Source organism: Moraxella nonliquefaciens, from assembly GCF_001679005.1.
Classification (GTDB): domain Bacteria; phylum Pseudomonadota; class Gammaproteobacteria; order Pseudomonadales; family Moraxellaceae; genus Moraxella; species Moraxella nonliquefaciens.
In genome coordinates, this window is record NZ_LXTW01000032.1 from 384950 (window position 1) to 402511 (window position 17562).

At 43.4% G+C, this 17562-nt stretch carries 16 protein-coding genes and 1 riboswitch; of the genes, 14 read left to right on the top strand and 2 right to left on the bottom strand.

The features are described 5' to 3' along the window. The first annotated feature begins 295 nt into the window (after window positions 1-295). The 3 genes from rpsT to panF all read left to right on the top strand — a co-directional run bounded on the left by rpsT (window position 296) and on the right by panF (window position 2482). Window positions 296-562, top strand: coding sequence for a 30S ribosomal protein S20 (rpsT, locus tag A7456_RS08785; RefSeq protein WP_066887845.1), 267 nt, complete (start codon window positions 296-298; stop codon window positions 560-562). A 157-nt stretch (window positions 563-719) separates the two neighbouring features. Next, window positions 720-1031 (top strand): YhdT family protein, encoded by a 312-nt coding sequence (locus A7456_RS11000; protein WP_082995518.1) that lies wholly within the window; start codon window positions 720-722, stop codon window positions 1029-1031. Further along, window positions 1028-2482, top strand: a complete 1455-nt coding sequence (gene panF, locus A7456_RS08795; protein WP_067009645.1) for a sodium/pantothenate symporter — start codon at window positions 1028-1030, stop codon at window positions 2480-2482. Before A7456_RS11000 ends, panF begins: the two co-directional genes overlap by 4 nt. Before the next feature lie 65 nt (window positions 2483-2547). Here the strand turns inward: panF and A7456_RS08800 are convergent, their stop codons facing one another. Then, entirely contained in the window at window positions 2548-4050 is a 1503-nt protein-coding gene (locus tag A7456_RS08800; protein WP_227713238.1) for a DUF3360 family protein, read from the bottom strand. A gap of 413 nt (window positions 4051-4463) precedes the next feature. On the opposite strand from A7456_RS08800, the gene A7456_RS08805 reads away from it, so the two are divergent. From A7456_RS08805 to A7456_RS08825, 5 genes are all read left to right on the top strand, one after another. Further along, the gene (locus A7456_RS08805) at window positions 4464-4643 is read left to right on the top strand and encodes a DNA gyrase inhibitor YacG (protein WP_066891126.1); all 180 of its coding nucleotides are present in this window, start codon (window positions 4464-4466) and stop codon (window positions 4641-4643) included. 130 nt (window positions 4644-4773) lie between these two features. Continuing rightward, window positions 4774-5934, top strand: coding sequence for an aspartate aminotransferase family protein (locus A7456_RS08810; protein WP_067009648.1), 1161 nt, complete (start codon window positions 4774-4776; stop codon window positions 5932-5934). Window positions 5935-6076: 142 nt separating this feature from the next. Then, window positions 6077-7390: a S1C family serine protease gene (locus tag A7456_RS08815; RefSeq protein ID WP_067009651.1), complete on the top strand. Its 1314-nt coding sequence runs from the start codon at window positions 6077-6079 to the stop codon at window positions 7388-7390. Between the two features lie 104 nt (window positions 7391-7494). Continuing rightward, on the top strand, window positions 7495-8496 hold the full coding sequence (gene hemF, locus A7456_RS08820; RefSeq protein ID WP_067009655.1) for an oxygen-dependent coproporphyrinogen oxidase: 1002 nt from the start codon (window positions 7495-7497) through the stop codon (window positions 8494-8496). A 58-nt stretch (window positions 8497-8554) separates the two neighbouring features. Beyond that, window positions 8555-9031, top strand: a complete 477-nt coding sequence (locus A7456_RS08825) for a c-type cytochrome (RefSeq protein WP_067009658.1) — start codon at window positions 8555-8557, stop codon at window positions 9029-9031. Window positions 9032-9128: 97 nt separating this feature from the next. Here A7456_RS08825 and sodA read toward each other — a convergent pair whose 3' ends face one another. Further along, window positions 9129-9743: a superoxide dismutase [Mn] gene (gene sodA, locus A7456_RS08830; RefSeq protein ID WP_067009661.1), complete on the bottom strand. Its 615-nt coding sequence runs from the start codon at window positions 9741-9743 to the stop codon at window positions 9129-9131. Window positions 9744-9995: 252 nt separating this feature from the next. Between sodA and radA the strand changes: the two genes are divergently transcribed. The 6 genes from radA (at window position 9996) to A7456_RS08860 (ending at window position 17372) form a co-directional block, all read left to right on the top strand. Further along, window positions 9996-11402, top strand: a complete 1407-nt coding sequence (gene radA, locus A7456_RS08835; RefSeq protein ID WP_067009664.1) for a DNA repair protein RadA — start codon at window positions 9996-9998, stop codon at window positions 11400-11402. 172 nt (window positions 11403-11574) lie between these two features. Beyond that, window positions 11575-12285, top strand: coding sequence for an ABC transporter permease (locus A7456_RS08840; RefSeq protein ID WP_227713239.1), 711 nt, complete (start codon window positions 11575-11577; stop codon window positions 12283-12285). Between the two features lie 47 nt (window positions 12286-12332). Then, window positions 12333-12445: riboswitch (TPP riboswitch) on the top strand. A gap of 79 nt (window positions 12446-12524) precedes the next feature. After that, a complete protein-coding gene (locus tag A7456_RS08845) occupies window positions 12525-13541 on the top strand; it encodes an ABC transporter substrate-binding protein (RefSeq protein ID WP_067009667.1) in 1017 nt (338 codons plus the stop codon). A gap of 94 nt (window positions 13542-13635) precedes the next feature. Further along, window positions 13636-14376 (top strand): ABC transporter ATP-binding protein, encoded by a 741-nt coding sequence (locus A7456_RS08850; protein WP_067009670.1) that lies wholly within the window; start codon window positions 13636-13638, stop codon window positions 14374-14376. Between the two features lie 160 nt (window positions 14377-14536). Further along, entirely contained in the window at window positions 14537-16387 is a 1851-nt protein-coding gene (locus A7456_RS08855) for an ABC transporter ATP-binding protein (protein WP_067009673.1), read from the top strand. 148 nt (window positions 16388-16535) lie between these two features. Beyond that, on the top strand, window positions 16536-17372 hold the full coding sequence (locus A7456_RS08860; protein ID WP_067009677.1) for a tetratricopeptide repeat protein: 837 nt from the start codon (window positions 16536-16538) through the stop codon (window positions 17370-17372). The last annotated feature ends 190 nt before the right edge of the window (window positions 17373-17562 follow it).

Genomic DNA, 17562 nt, shown 5'->3' on the forward strand with positions numbered 1-17562 from the left:
TATTATAGCACAAAATGGCAAAAATGGCGAGTTTTATGCCATAAAATACGAACCTTTCTTTTTAAAAAATCATTAAAAATCAATAATTTAAAAATTTAATACCCCACAGTCTTTCACAATGTTCAAAAATTTAATAAGATACTTGAACAAATCCTAAAAGTTTGCTAATATATCGCCTTTATTGTGTTAGGCAACGTGTCTTCTTTATTTTATTGGGTAATTCGGTGGCTGCCTGAATTATCGCCTACACTAAGTTATTTTTATATCCATTTTTACTTTTTGTAAGGAAATCATCATGGCAAACTCAGCCCAAGCTCGTAAACGTGCACGCCAAAACGTAAAACGTCGTGCCCAAAATGCTTCTCAACGTTCTATGGTTCGTACCTACATCAAACGTGTGGTATCTGCTATTGAGTCTAAATCATACGATTTGGCGACCGAAGCGTATAACAAGGCCGTTCCTGTGATTGACCGCATGGCTGACAAAGGCATCATTCACAAGAACAAAGCTGCCCGCCATAAGAGTCGCTTAAACCAAGCCATCAAAGCCCTAAAAGCCTAATCAGCATTCATGCCAGTTGTGGCAAAAAGCTTAAAAGACCTTAATACTTAAAAGACCTTAATATTGATTAAGGTCTTTTTTTATTTGCAAGCAATAGATTTCATGTTAAAATCTGTAAATTTTTTCATCCTTGTTTCACACTTTTTAAGAATACGCCATGTCAAATACTCCAAAACCTACCACGCTCACACCTTGCCAGCCCCCAAGAGTTCATCTGCTCATTCATCAGCTAAACCGTGAAGCCAAATGGGCGATATGTCTTACGCTCATCTACATGACAGGTTGGGTGATTTTTAGCTATTTTGTACCAAATAAAACAGGAATTTTGGGCTTTCCTTTATGGTTTGAATTAAGTTGTATTTTTTTGCCATTGATTTTTATCTTGATGAGTATGGCGGTGTTAAAAGTGGTTTATAAGGACATAGAATTGGATGCTGATTTGACATCAAACAAAGGGGAGAATTTATGATTTTAAATGTCCAAATTCTCATTCCCCTTGTCCTGTATTTACTGTTTGTCTTTGGGGTGGCGTGGTATGCCTACCAAAAACGCTCATCAGGCAAATTTTTAAATGAATACTATGTCGGCTCTCGCTCTATGGGTGGATTTTTGCTTGCCATGACGACAGTGGCAACTTATATCTCGGCAAGCTCATTCATCGGAGGTCCGGGGGCGGCTTATAAATTTGGATTGGGCTGGGTGTTGCTGTCCATGATACAAGTACCTGCAATATGGCTCACGCTTGGCACACTCGGTAAAAAATTTGCCATGCTCGCACGCCAAACAGACAGCATCACAATTAACGACTTACTATTTGCCCGCTATCAAAACAAAATCGTGGTATATCTTGCTTGCCTATCGCTGCTGTTTGCCTTTTTTGGCATGATGGTGGTACAGTTTATTGGGGCAGGTCGACTTTTAGAGACCAGCTTGGGTTTGCCTTATGAATGGTCCATTGGCATTTTTGCTCTTGTGATTGGGCTTTATACTTTTATTGGTGGTTTTCGGGCGGTGGTCTTAACCGACACGATACAGGGCATGGTGATGCTCGTTGGCACCATACTGTTACTTGGGGCAACACTGATGGCCACAGGGGGCATTGACAATGCCATGACAACCTTAAACACCATTGACCCACGCCTGCTCACACCCACAGGGGTTGATGATAAGCTGTCAGCGACGTTCATGCTCTCATTTTGGGTATTGGTGTGCTTTGGTCTGATTGGTCTGCCCCATACGGCGGTGCGGGCGATGGCATATAAGGACAGTCGCTCGCTTCATCAGGGGATACTGGTGGGGACGGTGGTGATGACGGTACTGGTCTTAGGCATGCATCTGGCAGGGGTCTTGGCTCGTGCGGTCATACCTGAACTTGATGTGCCAGATAAAGTCATTCCCACGCTCATGATGACGGTACTACCGCCCTTTGTGGCAGGGATATTTTTGGCAGCACCGATGGCAGCAATCATGTCATCCATTGATTCCATGCTCATTCAGTCATCAAGCACGCTGATTAAGGATTTGTATCTATCCATCAAGCCTGATGCCATCCATAACGAACATAAAATAAAACGCTACTCTACCACGCTAACCCTTGGCTTTACTATAATATTGGCAATCGTTGCCATGCTAAATCCGCCTGACATGCTCATTTGGCTAAACTTATTATCTTTTGGCGGACTTGAAGCGACATTTTTGTGGGTGCTGGTATTTGGGCTGTATGATAAAAAAGCCAACGCCACAGGAGCGATTTGTTCCATGGTAGCAGGTTTGACAAGTTATGTCATCATCGCTTATTTCAAGATTGCCTTATGGGATTTACACGCTGTCGTGCCTGCACTTGTGATTGGGCTTATCGCATTTTTGGTGGGAAATAAGATGGGGCAGAATATAAAAAGCCCTGACGGACATTTGCTATAAACAGATAAACAGTTTTAATAAAATCGCCCAACATTCATTGGGCGATTTTGATGAATTTTATACAATCAGACCCTAAACTGTGGCATCAACGCTGGCACACCAGGGAACATACCTACCGAAGCCATGGCAAGGCAAAGTACCACAAATCCAATGACAGGAATGATTACTCTGCCTGACAGCCCCAACTGACGGCTACGTTCTTTATCCCCAATTAAACCTAAGTTATCAAGCATCATGGTCAGAGACCAACCAAATACAGGATTTACCAGTGCTGATGAGAATACCACAATACTGGCAGACTGTGCGGTCTTACCCTTACGAGTCATCTCCATGCCTGCTTCAAGCAGTGGTACATATACCGCCACGATAAGTGCTGTTGATAACACAGGTTGCCACACCGCCAAATCCATGGGGTAACCCCACACCGCCACCACAATACAAAAAATCGCAGTCAAGGCAGCACCAGCGGGAATCGGACGCTTGGCAATAGATGCAGGTACGATATATGTTCCCCACGATGATGTAAAGTTCGCCCCTCCAAGGACAGAGCCTACCATCTGACGCAATGAACAGGTTATGGTCGTATCATCAATACTCATGTGCGTACGTTCTGAGTGTTTGGGATAACTGATTTTTTGGAAAACCTGATGTCCCAAAAAGTCAGGTGTCCACATGGCAACCGCCAATACTGCAAAAGGGAATACCACGATAAACGCCTTCAAATCTGGCAGACCAAGCGTCCAACCTGTATTCTCCCCCCACCAGTACATTGGACTAAGAGGGGGCAATCCCGGTTCGGTCTTAAACTCAAACGGTGCTCCTAGGATAAATGCCAAAAAACCCGCCAACATACAGCCAATAGGCACAGCAAGCCAACGTTTTTGCCAATGCTCCAACAGGGCATACATGATGATGGTAGATAAAATAATGATAAAGGCGATGTGTGGCAGACCAATGCCATCTGCCCATGTTGTCATCTTTTTGACCTGACCTATTAGCCCAACAAAACCCAGATAGAGCAACAATCCTCCTGCCACCCCATTACTGGTAAGCCGAGTCATGAGACTGCCACCCTTTACCAATGCCAAAATCAGTCCAAACACACCAATGAGCACACCAAAGGCAAGTGGATGCCCTCCTGCCGCTACCACAATGGGAATGAGTGGAAGAAGAGGGCCATGCGTGCCTGGTAAGTTAGATGTCGGTAGGATAAATGATGAGAAAATAAGTACAAAAAATGCAGCAATAATCATCTCATAGCGGACGTTTTGCAAGATAAAATCTTCACCCAAGCCCAGCGGTGCGGCAAAGGCAGCTGCCATCGCTCCGACCATGACAATTTTGCCAATCGTCCCTGCCATTGCAGGAATGCTGTCTTCAAGCTCAAAACGATAATCACGAAATGGTAAATTAATGCCCCATCTTTTGGGTTTCATGATTTGCAATTCGTGTTGTAGATAAGCATCACGAGACTCAAAGGCAGATGATGGCTTGTGTAACTCTGCATAGCTTTTGGTTGCGTAATCTCGGATTTGCTCTTCGGTTAAATCAGATTGAACATTACTCACAAAAATCTCCTATTACTGTGAGAAAAATGCGTTTTAAAATCCCTGTTTTTTCATGAATTTGGTTAATATTCACATGCTAAATGCCCAAATCATGCCAAAAAACGTTTTTAAAACACCAAGCGACTCTTAGCCTGCCAGTCTACTGGTTCACCAACCAAACCATTTTTAAAAACCACATCATCTTAAAATGTTTTGATTGAATAAATTAATCGTACCAGCATCAATCGTACAGCATGAGTGCAATGCTGATTATAACTTGATTTTTTGATGCTGTCATGCTTTATTTGTAAGAAATCATCAAATCTATGTCAAGTGCCTAATTTTTAACAAAATTTAAACTCGTTTTGTATAAGTGATAAAAATTTGTTAAAATAAATCATCATAACAAAACAATCACTTCAAGGGCGTAACACATGACCACACCAACCACCCATCTTTGCCCCCAATGTAAAAAACCGACCAGTTGGTCTGACAATCCAAATCGCCCATTTTGTCAAGAACGATGCAAGCTCATTGATTTGGGGGCATGGGCAGATGAGTCATATCGTGTAGCAACTAACGACACGCCATTTAGCGATGAATTGCCAAAATAACGATGGATGTAGAAGCATTGCAAGTTCTTGGCTTGTCAGTTTTCATCTGGACTTGACTTATTGACAAACTCAGCAAACCATCATTTTATAATAAAACCACCAATTATTTAAAAAAATTTAAGGATTTTGTATGTCATCTCTTATGCCAACCTATGTCCGTCAACCCATTTCATTTGTGCGTGGGCAAGGGTCATATTTGTACACAGCATCTGGGACAGCTTATTTGGACGCACTGACAGGCATTGCCGTGTGCGGGCTTGGACATTGCCACCCTACCATCAGCCACGCCATGAAAGAGCAAGCCGATACGCTCATTCACACCAGCAATTTATATGGCATTGATTGGCAAGAAAAAGCAGGGGAAATTCTGTGTCAAAAAGCAGGCATGGATAAAGTATTTTTTGCCAATTCAGGAGCAGAAGCCAACGAATGTGCTCTAAAACTGGCTCGCCTATATGCCCATAATCAAGGAAAAATACGCCCCAAAGTCATCGTTATGGAACATGCCTTTCACGGTCGTACCTTACTTACTGTAACCGCCACCGCTAACATCAAGGCACGCTTGGGCTTTTTTACCTTGGATGATGATTTTATTCGTGTGCCATTTAATGACATCTTAGCCATCCAAGCACTAACAGATGACAAGGACATTTGTGCCGTATTTGTTGAACCCATTCAAGGCGAGGGTGGACTGCATACCCCTGATGATGATTATTTAGAAAAACTACAAAATATCTGCCATGCCAATGACTGGTTATTCATGCTAGATGAGGTTCAAACAGGCAATGGTCGCACAGGCAAATATTTTGCTTATCAACACAGTGATATCAAGCCAGACGTACTGACCACCGCCAAAGGATTAGGTAACGGCTTTCCTGTGGGAGCATGTATGGTATCAGGGTCTGCCAAGGGCTTATTTGGGGCAGGTTCACATGGTTCTACATTTGGTGGCACGCCATTTGGTTGTCGGATTGTGTGTGCTGTCTATGATGAACTGACCGATGAGGTCATGAAAAATGCTATGCGTGAGAGTGATTTCATCCGCCAAAGTGTAAATGAACACTTCCCACAAATAAAGATGCGTGGGCGTGGTATGATGATGGGTTTTGCCCTGCCAGATGGCACAGACTGCACGCACATCGTGGACATGGCTCGTGATGAGTTTTATTTGATTTTAAATGTAACAGGAGGTAATGTCATTCGTCTGTTGCCTGCTCTTAATATCAACCATGATGATACTGTCATATTGACCGACAGACTGATTGGTTTGTTAAAAAAACTGTTAGGATAAAATTGGTGAAAAATTTGACATATTTTGACAAATATTATTAAAAAACACCTAAAATTCATCCGATTTGGCAATACTTGTTGAAGTTTATTTTGGCAAAATATCATCCTTTACAATTCATCCAATACCATAATTAGGAATTATCATGAATAACATTTACCGTCAAACAGGAGCAAGCATTTGGGTCATCCTACCGTGGCTTATCGCCCTAGTTTTGGCCGCAGCTTTGATGCTATTGCTCACCAAGTACAATGCCATACCCCAAATCTACCAACCTCAAATCCCCAAAACCGAACAAATCTCCCCAAATGAACAAGGCGAACAAGCATGGCAGCCAACATTTGCCACGCCCAATACCCACCCAAATGCTGACACTGCCCCCACGATAGATTCTTATCATGATGCCGTGAGCCAAGCCAGTTTGTCCGTGGTCAATATCTACACCACTCAAAAGGTGCAAAACCCTTATATGGGAGACCCCATATTAGAACAGTTTTTTGAATACTATGGGCAAGGTCAAGAGATTGACAGGGGGGCAAGTTCTTTGGGTTCAGGCGTGATTGTATCCAAAGATGGCTATATCGTAACCAATGCTCATGTCATTGACAAGGCTGATGAAATTACTGTTGCCTTAAATGATGGACGTAAGGCACGAGCGATAATTATCGGAGCGGATGTAGAGAGTGATTTGGCAGTGATTAAGGTTGAGATGGACAACCTTATCCCGCTGGCATTTCGCCGTGAACCCATTCGTGTTGGTGATGTTGCTCTTGCCATTGGCAATCCCTTTGGTGTGGGACAGACCGTAACCCAGGGCATCATCTCTGCCACAGGTCGCTCTGGGCTCGGTCTGACCACTTTTGAGGACTTTATCCAAACCGATGCCGCCATCAATCCTGGTAACTCAGGGGGGGCATTGGTAGATGCCAATGGAGCATTGGTTGGCATCAATACCGTCATCTACTCTCGCTCTGGCGGTTCAATGGGCATTGGCTTTGCCATCCCCACAACCATCGTTGAACAGGTCATGAACGGACTGATTAGCACAGGCAAGGTTAGCCGTGGTTGGCTCGGCATAGAAATCGCCCCCATCAGAGACAATCCTACCAACCTAACCACTCATGAAGGTGTAGTTATCGCCAATGTCATGGCGGATGGCCCAGCAAGTAAAGCGGGTCTTAGGGCGGGCGATGTGGTACTGTCATTAGATGGCAAAACCATCAACAATGCCAACACGCTCATCGGTATCGTCTCAGCCAAAGCACCCAACAGCACACTTAGTGCGGTGGTCAAGCGTGGTGGTGATGAACATGAACTTATCATTACTGTCGGAGAACGCCCCAGTCGTGGCAATATAAACCGCCAAGACAGCCAACCAAATAATCGCACGCTTAGCCGTGAAGAACGTGCTTATCTTAATGAACTGTTTAATCAGCTTAATCGCATGCACGGACGTTAATATCAAGCCAAACACAATCTTTACGTTGGGTTTTTGCCAATTTTTAAAAATAAAATTTATCATTTATTAAACTTATCAATCATCCATCAACACATGAGAAAACCATGAACACACATATAAATGATGATAAAATTTTGGCTGTCCGCCGATTTTTATTAAACCTACAAGACAACATCTGTCAAGCCCTAGAAGATCAAGAACAAGCAGGTGGTGTTGATGGTGCAAGCTGTGCCAAATTTGTCAGTGATGTATGGGAACGCCCTGACGGTGGTGGTGGTCGCTCCAACGTACTCTCTGATGGCATGGTCATTGAAAAAGCTGGCGTAATGTTTAGCCACATTCACATACACGCTCTGCCCCCATCTGCCAGTGAGCGTCATCCCCAACTGGCAGGGGCACAGGCACAGGCAATGGGTGTGTCTTTGGTCGTTCATCCCAAAAACCCCCATGTTCCTACCAGTCATGCCAATGTCCGTCTATTCGTTGCCACGCCTGCCGATGGTAGTGACCCAATTTGGTGGTTTGGGGGTGGATTTGACTTAACCCCCTTTTACCCTGTCATGAGTGATGTTGTGCATTGGCATCGTGTCGCCCATCAGCTGTGCCAACCTTTTGGTGATGATGTCTATCCAACCTTTAAAGCGTGGTGCGATGACTATTTTTATCTAAAACACCGTGGCGAATGTCGTGGTGTGGGGGGGCTGTTTTATGATGACCTAAACACCACTACCCAAGGTTGGGATTTTGGACGTTGTTTTGCCTTTATGCAAGCGGTAGGACAAGGCTATCTTGATGGCATTATTCCCATTTTTAATAGCAACAAAAATACACCTTATACCGCTGATGAACGTGCCTTTCAGCTGTATCGCCGTGGCAGATATGTTGAGTATAATTTGGTCTATGACCGTGGTACGCTGTTTGGCTTACAGTCCAATGGGCGTACTGAGTCTATTTTAGTATCCATGCCCCCTTTGGCAAGTTGGGCTTATCGCTATGAACCCAAGATGGGTACGCCTGAGTTTGAGCTGACCGACTTTTACCTAAAACCCAGAAATTGGCTTAATTTGACGGACAAATACAACCCCCAACACCCTCAAAATACCTGATGCTTAAAATGCAAGTCGTCTTTGAATTCTCCAAAAGCCACCTTAAATAGGAAGCCTTATGAAAGCCATAAAATTAAAATCCATAAAACCTTTTGGTCTTATCAGTTTAGTTATTCTTAGTCTGGTTGCTTGTGGCGATAAAAGCTCTGTCAGTGCTGGTTCTGCCACATCAACCGACATCAAAGCTCGCCAAAACCTAATGCAAGATTGGCGTGCTGCCAATGACATTCTAAAAGGCATGATGGAAAACCCTGACAATTTTGATGCCGCCACTTTTAAGGAGCAAGCAGAGTTTATCAATGCCAGCACCGCCCAAATGTGGACATATTTTCATGATGCCAACGCCAAAGGTAACTCTGATGATGCTGTATGGTCAGATGCAACAGACTTTCAAGCCAAAAAAGACGAATTTGATGCTGTTATCCAAAACCTTGTGGCAACCGCCACCAATGCCCAAAATGCCGATGATGTAAATGTCGCTTTTGGGGCGATGGCAGAAAACTGCGGTCGTTGTCATAAGGTTTACAAAAAGTAACTACCCATCAACAACTGTTGAACGTATGAATGTCTCAAAACAAAAACAAAAAAAACAAGCTTAAACTAAGCTTGTTTTTTAAGGCATGGCATTTTAATCATGCTTTATCAAAATTTTCTTGGGCTTTGTCCCAGTTCACCACATTCCAAAATGCTTTAATGTAATCTGGGCGTTTATTTTGATATTTTAGATAATAAGCATGCTCCCACACATCAAGACCGATAATGGGCGTACCCTCGCATCCTGCAATATCTTTACCCATCAATGGGCTGTCTTGATTGGCGGTTGAGACAACAGCCAGTTTATCCCCTTGTTTAACCAACCATGCCCAGCCTGAACCAAAGCGAGTGGCGGCCGCTTTTTCAAATTGCTCTTGGAACGCTTCTACCGAACCAAAATCACGAACAATGGCATCTTTTAGCGAACCTTTTAACTCTGTGCCTGTTTTTAGCACTGTCCAAAACAGGCTGTGGTTAGCATGTCCGCCAGCGTTGTTGCGTACGGCTGTTTGTTTGTCAGCAGGGATTTTGTCAAGATTGGCAATAACCTCTTCGGCAGATTTGTCCGCCCACTCACTGCCTTCTAGGGCAGCATTGGCGTTATTTACGTATGCTTGATGATGGCGAGAATGATGGATTTCCATGGTTTCTTTATCAAAATGTGGCTCTAATGCATCATAGCTGTATCCAAGCTCTGGCAGAGTAAAAGACATAATAATTCCTTAATAAAATTGAGATTTAAAATTGGGATTAATTGCACAAATCATTGACTTGCATCATCAATATTAAAGGCAAAACTGGCAAATTTCAAGCGCTATTTTATCAGTTTACAAAAAACCAATCTATTAAACGATTATCATTATTAAAATATATGATTAAAACCATGATATCCATTTTTACGCATAATTTTTGCCACACATCAAATAAAAATGCTACAATATTACAAATTTTAACCCTCCATCATTATGGCAAAAAAAACCTCTTATGTCTGCCAATCATGTGGTGCTAATTATGGCAAATGGTCAGGGCAATGTGCCGACTGTGGCGAATGGAATACACTCACCGAAGCTCCCAATATTGCCATGCCACATCACAAAAAAAACACCGTCAAATCTCCCCCAAAAACTGCCAATTACGCAGGCGACAGCTCAGGGGTCATGACCCTTGCCAATGTCGGATTTTCGCTAGAAACACGCATGCCCACAGGCTTGGGTGAATTTGACCGAGTACTTGGCGGTGGACTTGTGGCAGGCTCGGTGGTGCTAATTGGGGGCGACCCTGGTATTGGCAAATCCACAATCTTACTACAAACTGCCATTAACATGGCAAGCAGTAACTCGCTGGCTGGCTCTGCCTTATACATCACAGGCGAGGAGAGTCTGTCTCAGGTTGCCATGCGTGCAGTGCGACTTGGACTACCAACCGATCGCCTAAGGGTACTTGCTGAAACCAATGTCGAGACCATTTGTATGGCACTTACCGCCGAACAGCCTGCCATTGCTGTCATTGATTCAATCCAAACGCTCTTTACCGAAGCCATACAGTCCGCCCCCGGGGGAGTTGCCCAAATCCGTGAATCCGCCGCCGTCTTAACCCGTTATGCCAAACAGACAGGCACGGCACTGTTTTTGGTGGGACATGTTACCAAAGAAGGGGCATTGGCAGGGCCTCGTGTGCTAGAACACATGGTGGATACGGTGCTGTATTTTGAGGGTGAATCAGACAGCCGTTTTAGAATGATTCGTGCCATCAAAAACCGTTTTGGGGCGGTCAATGAGTTGGGTATTTTTGGCATGACGGATACAGGATTAAAGGAGGTTGCCAACCCCTCCGCCATTTTTCTAAGCCGCTATGATAAGCCCATTGCAGGGTCGGTTGTGATGGTCAGCCGTGAAGGTACTCGCCCCCTACTTGTGGAGGTGCAAGCCTTGGTGGATGACTCTCAGGGTCAACCCAGACGCATGGCACTTGGGCTTGATTATCAGCGTCTGTCCATGCTCCTTGCGGTCATGCACCGTCATGGTGGCATCTATGCAAGCGGTCAGGATGTGTATGTCAATGTCGTAGGCGGTGTTAAAGTTATGGAAACTGGTTCAGATTTGGCGGTGCTGATTGCTTGTGCATCTAGCATCAAAGAAAAACCACTGCCTGTCAGACTGTGTGTATTTGGCGAGGTGGGGCTATCGGGGGAGATTCGCCCCGTGCCAAATGGTCAAGAACGCTTAAAAGAAGCGATGAAGCACGGTTTTACCCATGCCATCATCCCCAAAGCTAATATGCCAAAGACAGGCGATAAAAATTTTGCCAAAATCAATATCATCGCCACTGATAGGTTGGATGATGCCCTAATAAGAGCCTTTGAGCTGACATGATTTGGATTAAAAATGAGCAAATACCATCTGCCCCACAAATTCATCATGATAAAAATCACTTAAAAAATCACTTTTTTATAACACATATTTATAACGCCTATCACACCAAAAGACCATGCTATTATCTTTTTTAAAAAATATAACCTCCTATGGCATTCAATACAGCCTAATCATGATATTGCTTATTATGTGGCAAATGGTCATTGGATTTGGATTGATTCCTGATTATTTATTACCATCGCCATGGCAAATTGTTCAGGCGTTTATTGATGATTTTTATTTACTCATGAGTCATGCCAAATATACGCTGATTACTGCTTTTTTGGGTACAGTGATTGGGCTTGTGTTAAGTTTTGTATTATCCATTTTTATGGATTTTTCTAAAAAGTTTAGGGACATCGTCTATCCTGTTTTATTACTCAACCAAACCATTCCAACCATCGCCATCGCCCCATTATTGGTGATTTGGCTAGGCTATGGCATATTGCCAAAAGTGGTGTTGGTTGTATTGTCGGTATTTTTTCCCATGACCATTGCATTGGTGGATGGTTATCATTCTGTGCAAAAAGAACAATTAAATCTATTTCGTTCACTAAAAGCCAGTCATTACCAAACTTACCGCCATCTAAAAATACCATCTGCCATGGGGTATTTTTTTACAGGGCTAAAAGTGGCTTTGTCTTATGCCCTAATCTCAGCGGTAGTGGCAGAATGGCTCGGCGGTTATCATGGACTTGGGGTATATATGACCCGTGTGCGTAAATCATATGAACTTGATAATATGTTTGCGGTGATATTTTTTATCAGTTTTTTGACGCTTGTATTATTGGCAAGTGTGAAACTCATTGAAAGATGGGCGTTAAAATATCAATATCTAAAATGATTGTGTGATTTAGGCATTGCCAAAGCTACCCATTTGCTTTATAATAAAGCCCTTAGTCGGGGTGCTTTTTTAAGTTTCATACTGTCAAATTAAAAGCTGAGATGATACCCGTGAACCTGATACAGTTAATACTGGCGTAGGAAACTAAATGCTTGATTTTGCCTGATTTTTATTGTCGGCTTGACTGTATTTGCCTTTGGTTTATCCAAGGGTTTTTTTGATTATTAAATGGAGTTGTTATGTTAAATCAGTTAAGCCCAAAATTGTTATCCGTCATCGCTCTTGGGGCAAGTCTGTTGGTGGCAGGATGTAATAAACCTACCGACACACCCTCCAAACCCGCCCAAGAGCCTGCCAACACTGACAAACAAGAGCTTGTCATCGCCTTAGACTGGGTGCCAAACACCAACCACACAGGGCTTTATGTGGCACTAGATAAGGGCTATTTTGCCGAGCAAGGATTTGATGCCAAAATCGTTCAGCCATCTGAGGACAGTACCTCTACATTAGTGGCGAATGGGCGTGCTGATTTGGGGGTGTATTTTCAGCCAAACATGGTCAAACGTCTAAACAAGGGTGAACCAATCACCGCCATCGCAGCCATCGTCCAGCACAATAATGCAGGTCTGTTATCCCTAAAATCACTGGGAGCAAACACGCCTGCTGATTTGCATGGCAAACGCTATTCAACATGGGAGGACCCTGTGGATGACAAGACGGTAGCAAGCATTGTTGGTGAACCTCTAAACCCAATCCCAGGAGAGACCACGGATGCAACCACTGCCTTGCGTATAAACCAATTTGACTATATTTTGGCGTATTATAGTTGGGATGGCATCCATGCAGGACTAAAAGGCGTTGAGACCAATTTCTTTTATCTAAAAGACTCAAATCCTGTATTTGACTACTATGCTCCTGTCATCATCGCCAACAGCAATGAGCTACAAAAAGACCCCGAACGCTACAAAAAAGCCATGAATGCCATCTCAAAAGGCTATGTTTATGCCAGTTGGCACGCTGATGAAAGTGCCAACATTCTCATCAAGCACGCCCCTGAGATAAACGCTGACCTTGTCAAAGCCAGTCAGGCGTATATGTCAGAGCAATATTTGGCAGAAGATGGCAGTTGGGGGCGGTTTGACTATCAGCGTTGGGACAATTTTTTCAAATGGGTATACGACAATAAACTCATTGACAAGCCTTTTGCCCCACAAGCAGGGGTAAGTAATGATTATCTGCCAAATGATGGTAAGTGATGGTTTGGTCATTTTAAGTAATTTTAAATAAAATATGGTGTTATCACAGCATGATTGATGATGCCATCTTTTACCACCCATAATAGGGCATACCATGACGACCTCAACAGCCAAATTACAACTTATTGACATTTGTCATCAATTTGATGGTAAGGCATTATTTTCTGATTTATCCTTGTCCATTTTTTGTGGTAAAATCGTTGCCATTGTTGGTGCAAGTGGTGTGGGCAAGACAACCTTATTTAACATTGCATCAGGACTTATCACACCAACATCAGGCAAGGTCTTGATAGACGGCAAGGATGGCACAGGAAAAGCAGGCGGTGTGGGCTATATGCTCCAAAAGGATTTGTTATTACCCTTTAAAAGTGTGTATGATAACATTGCCCTGCCTTTGACCTTGCAAAATCTGCCAAAATCCGCCATTCATGACAAAATCATGCCTCTACTACCTGCCTTTGGACTTGATGAGCTATACCACAAATACCCCGCCCAGCTCTCAGGCGGACAACGTCAACGTGTGGCACTGCTTCGCACTTATCTAAGTAATGATGGTCTTATGCTTCTTGATGAGCCATTTTCAGCACTTGATTTTGTTACCAAAAATCAGATGTATGAATGGTTTGGGCGATTTCAAAAGGATAAAGAGCTTACATGTTTAATCATCACGCATGACATTGATGAGGCGATTTATCTGGCAGATGAATTATATGTGTTAAAAGGTTTGCCTGCCACGCTCGCTCATCATTTTGTCATTGACAAATCAGATGATTTTTTACAAAGTTTGGCGTATTTGACCCTAAAACAGCAGATACTTAGAGCCATACAAGACTAAATGATGACCCATTTAAGAGATTAACATTGAATAATACCCCATAAACCCCACATTATACCATTGGTAGTTACATATCAACTCCAAATCAACTCCTTTGGCGATTTAGTGAATTCGTTTAACAAATCCCCTTTTTTAGTAATAAATTTTACAAATAACAATTATGTCCTTATTTCGCTACTTTGAAAACCGCCTAACACCCTACCCCAACAGCCCCATGCCTACCCCCAACCCCAATGAACATGGGTTTTTTGCATTTTTATGGGCATGCACAAAAGGAGCAAGGATTTGGATTTCGGTGCGTATCGTTTTGTCAATACTGCTTGGTGTATTTGGCTCAATGCTGTTTGCATGGGCAGGGGATGTCGTGGATTGGCTAACCATTTATACCCCCCAAACTCTATGGCAAGAAAAAGGACAAACCATCATGCTCATCCTTGGGCTGTGCGTGTTGTCTATTTTTGGTGAGTTTATCGGTAATCTGATTCGCTTTCAAGTCTTGCAAGGGGTCATGCCCATGCGGCTACGATGGTGGTTTCATAAGCACATGCTGGGGCAATCCATGCAATTTTATCATGATGAGTTCTCAGGGCGTGTCTCTGCCAAAGTCATGCAAACCGCCCTATCGGTACGTGATACAATCATGACCATGGTGGAGATGGTGTCATTTGTCATGGCATATTTGGTAACCAGTGGTGTGATTTTGTTGGGGTTAGATATTTGGCTGTTTTTGCCGTTCATGGCGTGGCTTATCTGCGTGGTGGTGATGATGAAATTTTTCTTACCCCGCCTGCGTGAAACCGCCAGTAATCAAGCTGATGCCCGTGCCTTGATGACAGGACGTGTTACTGATGCCTATGCCAATATCAGTGCCATCAAGCTGTTTAGCCATTCCAACCGTGAACTCTCCTACGCCAAATCCGCCATGGATGAGTTTATGACCACAGTTCATGCCCAAATGCGATGGGTGTCCATCCTAGGAACAACGACCGAGATGCTCTCACTCATTATGATAGTCGGTAGTACTGCCATCGGTGTGTATCTGTGGATGATGGGCAAGGTGAGTGTGGGAGCGATTGCGGTGGCAAGTGGCATCGCTCTACGCCTAAAAGGCATGATTCAGTGGATCATGTGGGAGATGGCAAGTTTATTTGAACATATTGGCACCGTACAAGATGGCATGAAAACATTGACCACGCCTCACGCCATCACAGATAAAGCTGATGCTGGTGAGCTTGTGGTGGCACGGGGAGAGATTGCGTTTAAGGATGTCACCTTTAACTACGGACATGGCGAAGACAGAACCGCTTTATTTGATAAGTTCAACCTAGCCATTCAAGCTGGCGAAAAAATAGGCTTGGTCGGTCGGTCGGGGGCAGGTAAGTCCAGTCTTATCAATCTGTTGCTGCGTTTTTATGATGTGGATGGTGGTAGTATCAGTATTGATGGGCAAGACATCAGTGCCGTTACCCAAACATCACTGCGTCAAAACATTGGCATGGTTACCCAAGACACCGCCCTACTGCATCGTACCGTACGTGAGAACATCGCCTATGGCAAGCCTAACGCAACCGATGAAGAAATCATCGCTGCATCACGCCTTGCCCACGCATGGGATTTTATCCAAACCTTAGAGGACAAATATGGCAATAAAGGTCTTGATACCGAAGTGGGCGAACGTGGCGTAAAACTCTCAGGCGGACAACGTCAGCGTATCGCCATCGCTCGGGTCATGCTCAAAAATGCCCCCATTTTGCTCCTAGATGAAGCGACATCCGCCCTAGATAGCGAGGTAGAACATGCCATCACCCAAAGCCTAGATGAGATGATGAATAAAAAAACAGTCATCGCCATCGCTCACCGTCTCTCAACCATCGCAAGCCTTGATAGGCTCGTGGTCATGGATAAAGGTGAGATTATTGAGATGGGCAGCCATGACGAGCTTATCGCCAAAGGTGGGATTTATGCTAATCTATGGGCAAGACAATCAGGTGGATTTTTAGGTGAAATGTAGAACAAACACACTTAGCTACACAGTGTAACATAAATGACAATACCGTAACAATTCACCACCAAAACAACCTCTACTATATATAGATGATTAAGATAAATTTCTTATAATTTTTTAAATTTTTTTCAAAATTTTTTAAAAAGAGAATCATATGAAAACCCTACCTTTTTATAAAATGGCATTTAGTACCATCATTGCCTTGACCTCCCTGCCCATCATGGCTCAACCAAATACAGCAGGCATTGCTCCTACCATGCGTGGTGAATTAACCACACCCATTCATCATACCAATGCCGTCAATTTGCTTGACCAGCCTGTGATGGGCGTGCCATCCATCAATGCCAATGTCTCTAACATTAATCGCATTGCTACTGTCATCATCAATGCCAATAAAAGTGGCACTACTCGCCTTGATGTAAGCTTGATTGATGATTTTATTGAGAGTGTCTCACCAAACGCCCGCCACTACCCACCAAACTTTCCTAATCGTACCGCTGAATTTGTAACAAGTGAGAACATCAAATACCTCTCCGATTGGTTAGAACCCTACGCCAGTGCCAATGATGCAACTTTTGATATTATTTTGCGTGCTGCCAAAATCAACGGCATGGCCCGAAATCTAAATATTGGTACTGACTACACTCAACGTGCTAATAAATACATGGCAAAGGCCATCAATCTTGCCCCCAATGATGCCGAGGCCAATTTTCTATATGGCATGATGATTAGCGAAGGCGGTGGTTTTACCGAAGGACAAAAATACCTACAAAAAGCTGCAAAACTTGGTTATTTAGAAGCCGAACAAAGCCTTGCCCAAGCCGAACTGTTGGCAGACAATCATGCAGGGGCATTGTCTCGCCTAAAAGCCTTACAGAGCAAACATCCAACCCATGCCCAAATTGCCGAACAGGTTCGCATCGTTGAAAATGGCGGTTATTATATTTGGAACATTAAAAACAACAATATCAAAGTTAAGCCGTTACAATGAACCAAATTAAGAGACAAATACCCACCGAGACTTTTAAAAATAAATCCATCAAACATTTCTTTTGGTGGATTTTTTGTGTAAAATTGTTGGGAAAATACTGGAAAAATGTTGGCATAATTCATCACACCTTAAATCCTTTTAAATCCTTAAATGAGTTTTGTGGAGATTGATTGCAATTTACAAAATAAGG

Excerpts from the sequence above, each read along its gene's own strand:
- rpsT (WP_066887845.1), top strand. The coding sequence starts at position 296 with ATGGCAAACTCAGCCCAAGCTCGTAAACGTGCACGCCAAAACGTAAAA.
- A7456_RS11000 (WP_082995518.1), top strand. The coding sequence starts at position 720 with ATGTCAAATACTCCAAAACCTACCACGCTCACACCTTGCCAGCCCCCA.
- panF (WP_067009645.1), top strand. The coding sequence starts at position 1,028 with ATGATTTTAAATGTCCAAATTCTCATTCCCCTTGTCCTGTATTTACTG.
- A7456_RS08805 (WP_066891126.1), top strand. The coding sequence starts at position 4,464 with ATGACCACACCAACCACCCATCTTTGCCCCCAATGTAAAAAACCGACC.
- A7456_RS08810 (WP_067009648.1), top strand. The coding sequence starts at position 4,774 with ATGTCATCTCTTATGCCAACCTATGTCCGTCAACCCATTTCATTTGTG.
- A7456_RS08815 (WP_067009651.1), top strand. The coding sequence starts at position 6,077 with ATGAATAACATTTACCGTCAAACAGGAGCAAGCATTTGGGTCATCCTA.
- hemF (WP_067009655.1), top strand. The coding sequence starts at position 7,495 with ATGAACACACATATAAATGATGATAAAATTTTGGCTGTCCGCCGATTT.
- A7456_RS08825 (WP_067009658.1), top strand. The coding sequence starts at position 8,555 with ATGAAAGCCATAAAATTAAAATCCATAAAACCTTTTGGTCTTATCAGT.
- sodA (WP_067009661.1), bottom strand. The coding sequence starts at position 9,743 with ATGTCTTTTACTCTGCCAGAGCTTGGATACAGCTATGATGCATTAGAG.
- radA (WP_067009664.1), top strand. The coding sequence starts at position 9,996 with ATGGCAAAAAAAACCTCTTATGTCTGCCAATCATGTGGTGCTAATTAT.
- A7456_RS08840 (WP_227713239.1), top strand. The coding sequence starts at position 11,575 with ATGATATTGCTTATTATGTGGCAAATGGTCATTGGATTTGGATTGATT.
- A7456_RS08845 (WP_067009667.1), top strand. The coding sequence starts at position 12,525 with ATGTTAAATCAGTTAAGCCCAAAATTGTTATCCGTCATCGCTCTTGGG.
- A7456_RS08850 (WP_067009670.1), top strand. The coding sequence starts at position 13,636 with ATGACGACCTCAACAGCCAAATTACAACTTATTGACATTTGTCATCAA.
- A7456_RS08855 (WP_067009673.1), top strand. The coding sequence starts at position 14,537 with ATGTCCTTATTTCGCTACTTTGAAAACCGCCTAACACCCTACCCCAAC.
- A7456_RS08860 (WP_067009677.1), top strand. The coding sequence starts at position 16,536 with ATGAAAACCCTACCTTTTTATAAAATGGCATTTAGTACCATCATTGCC.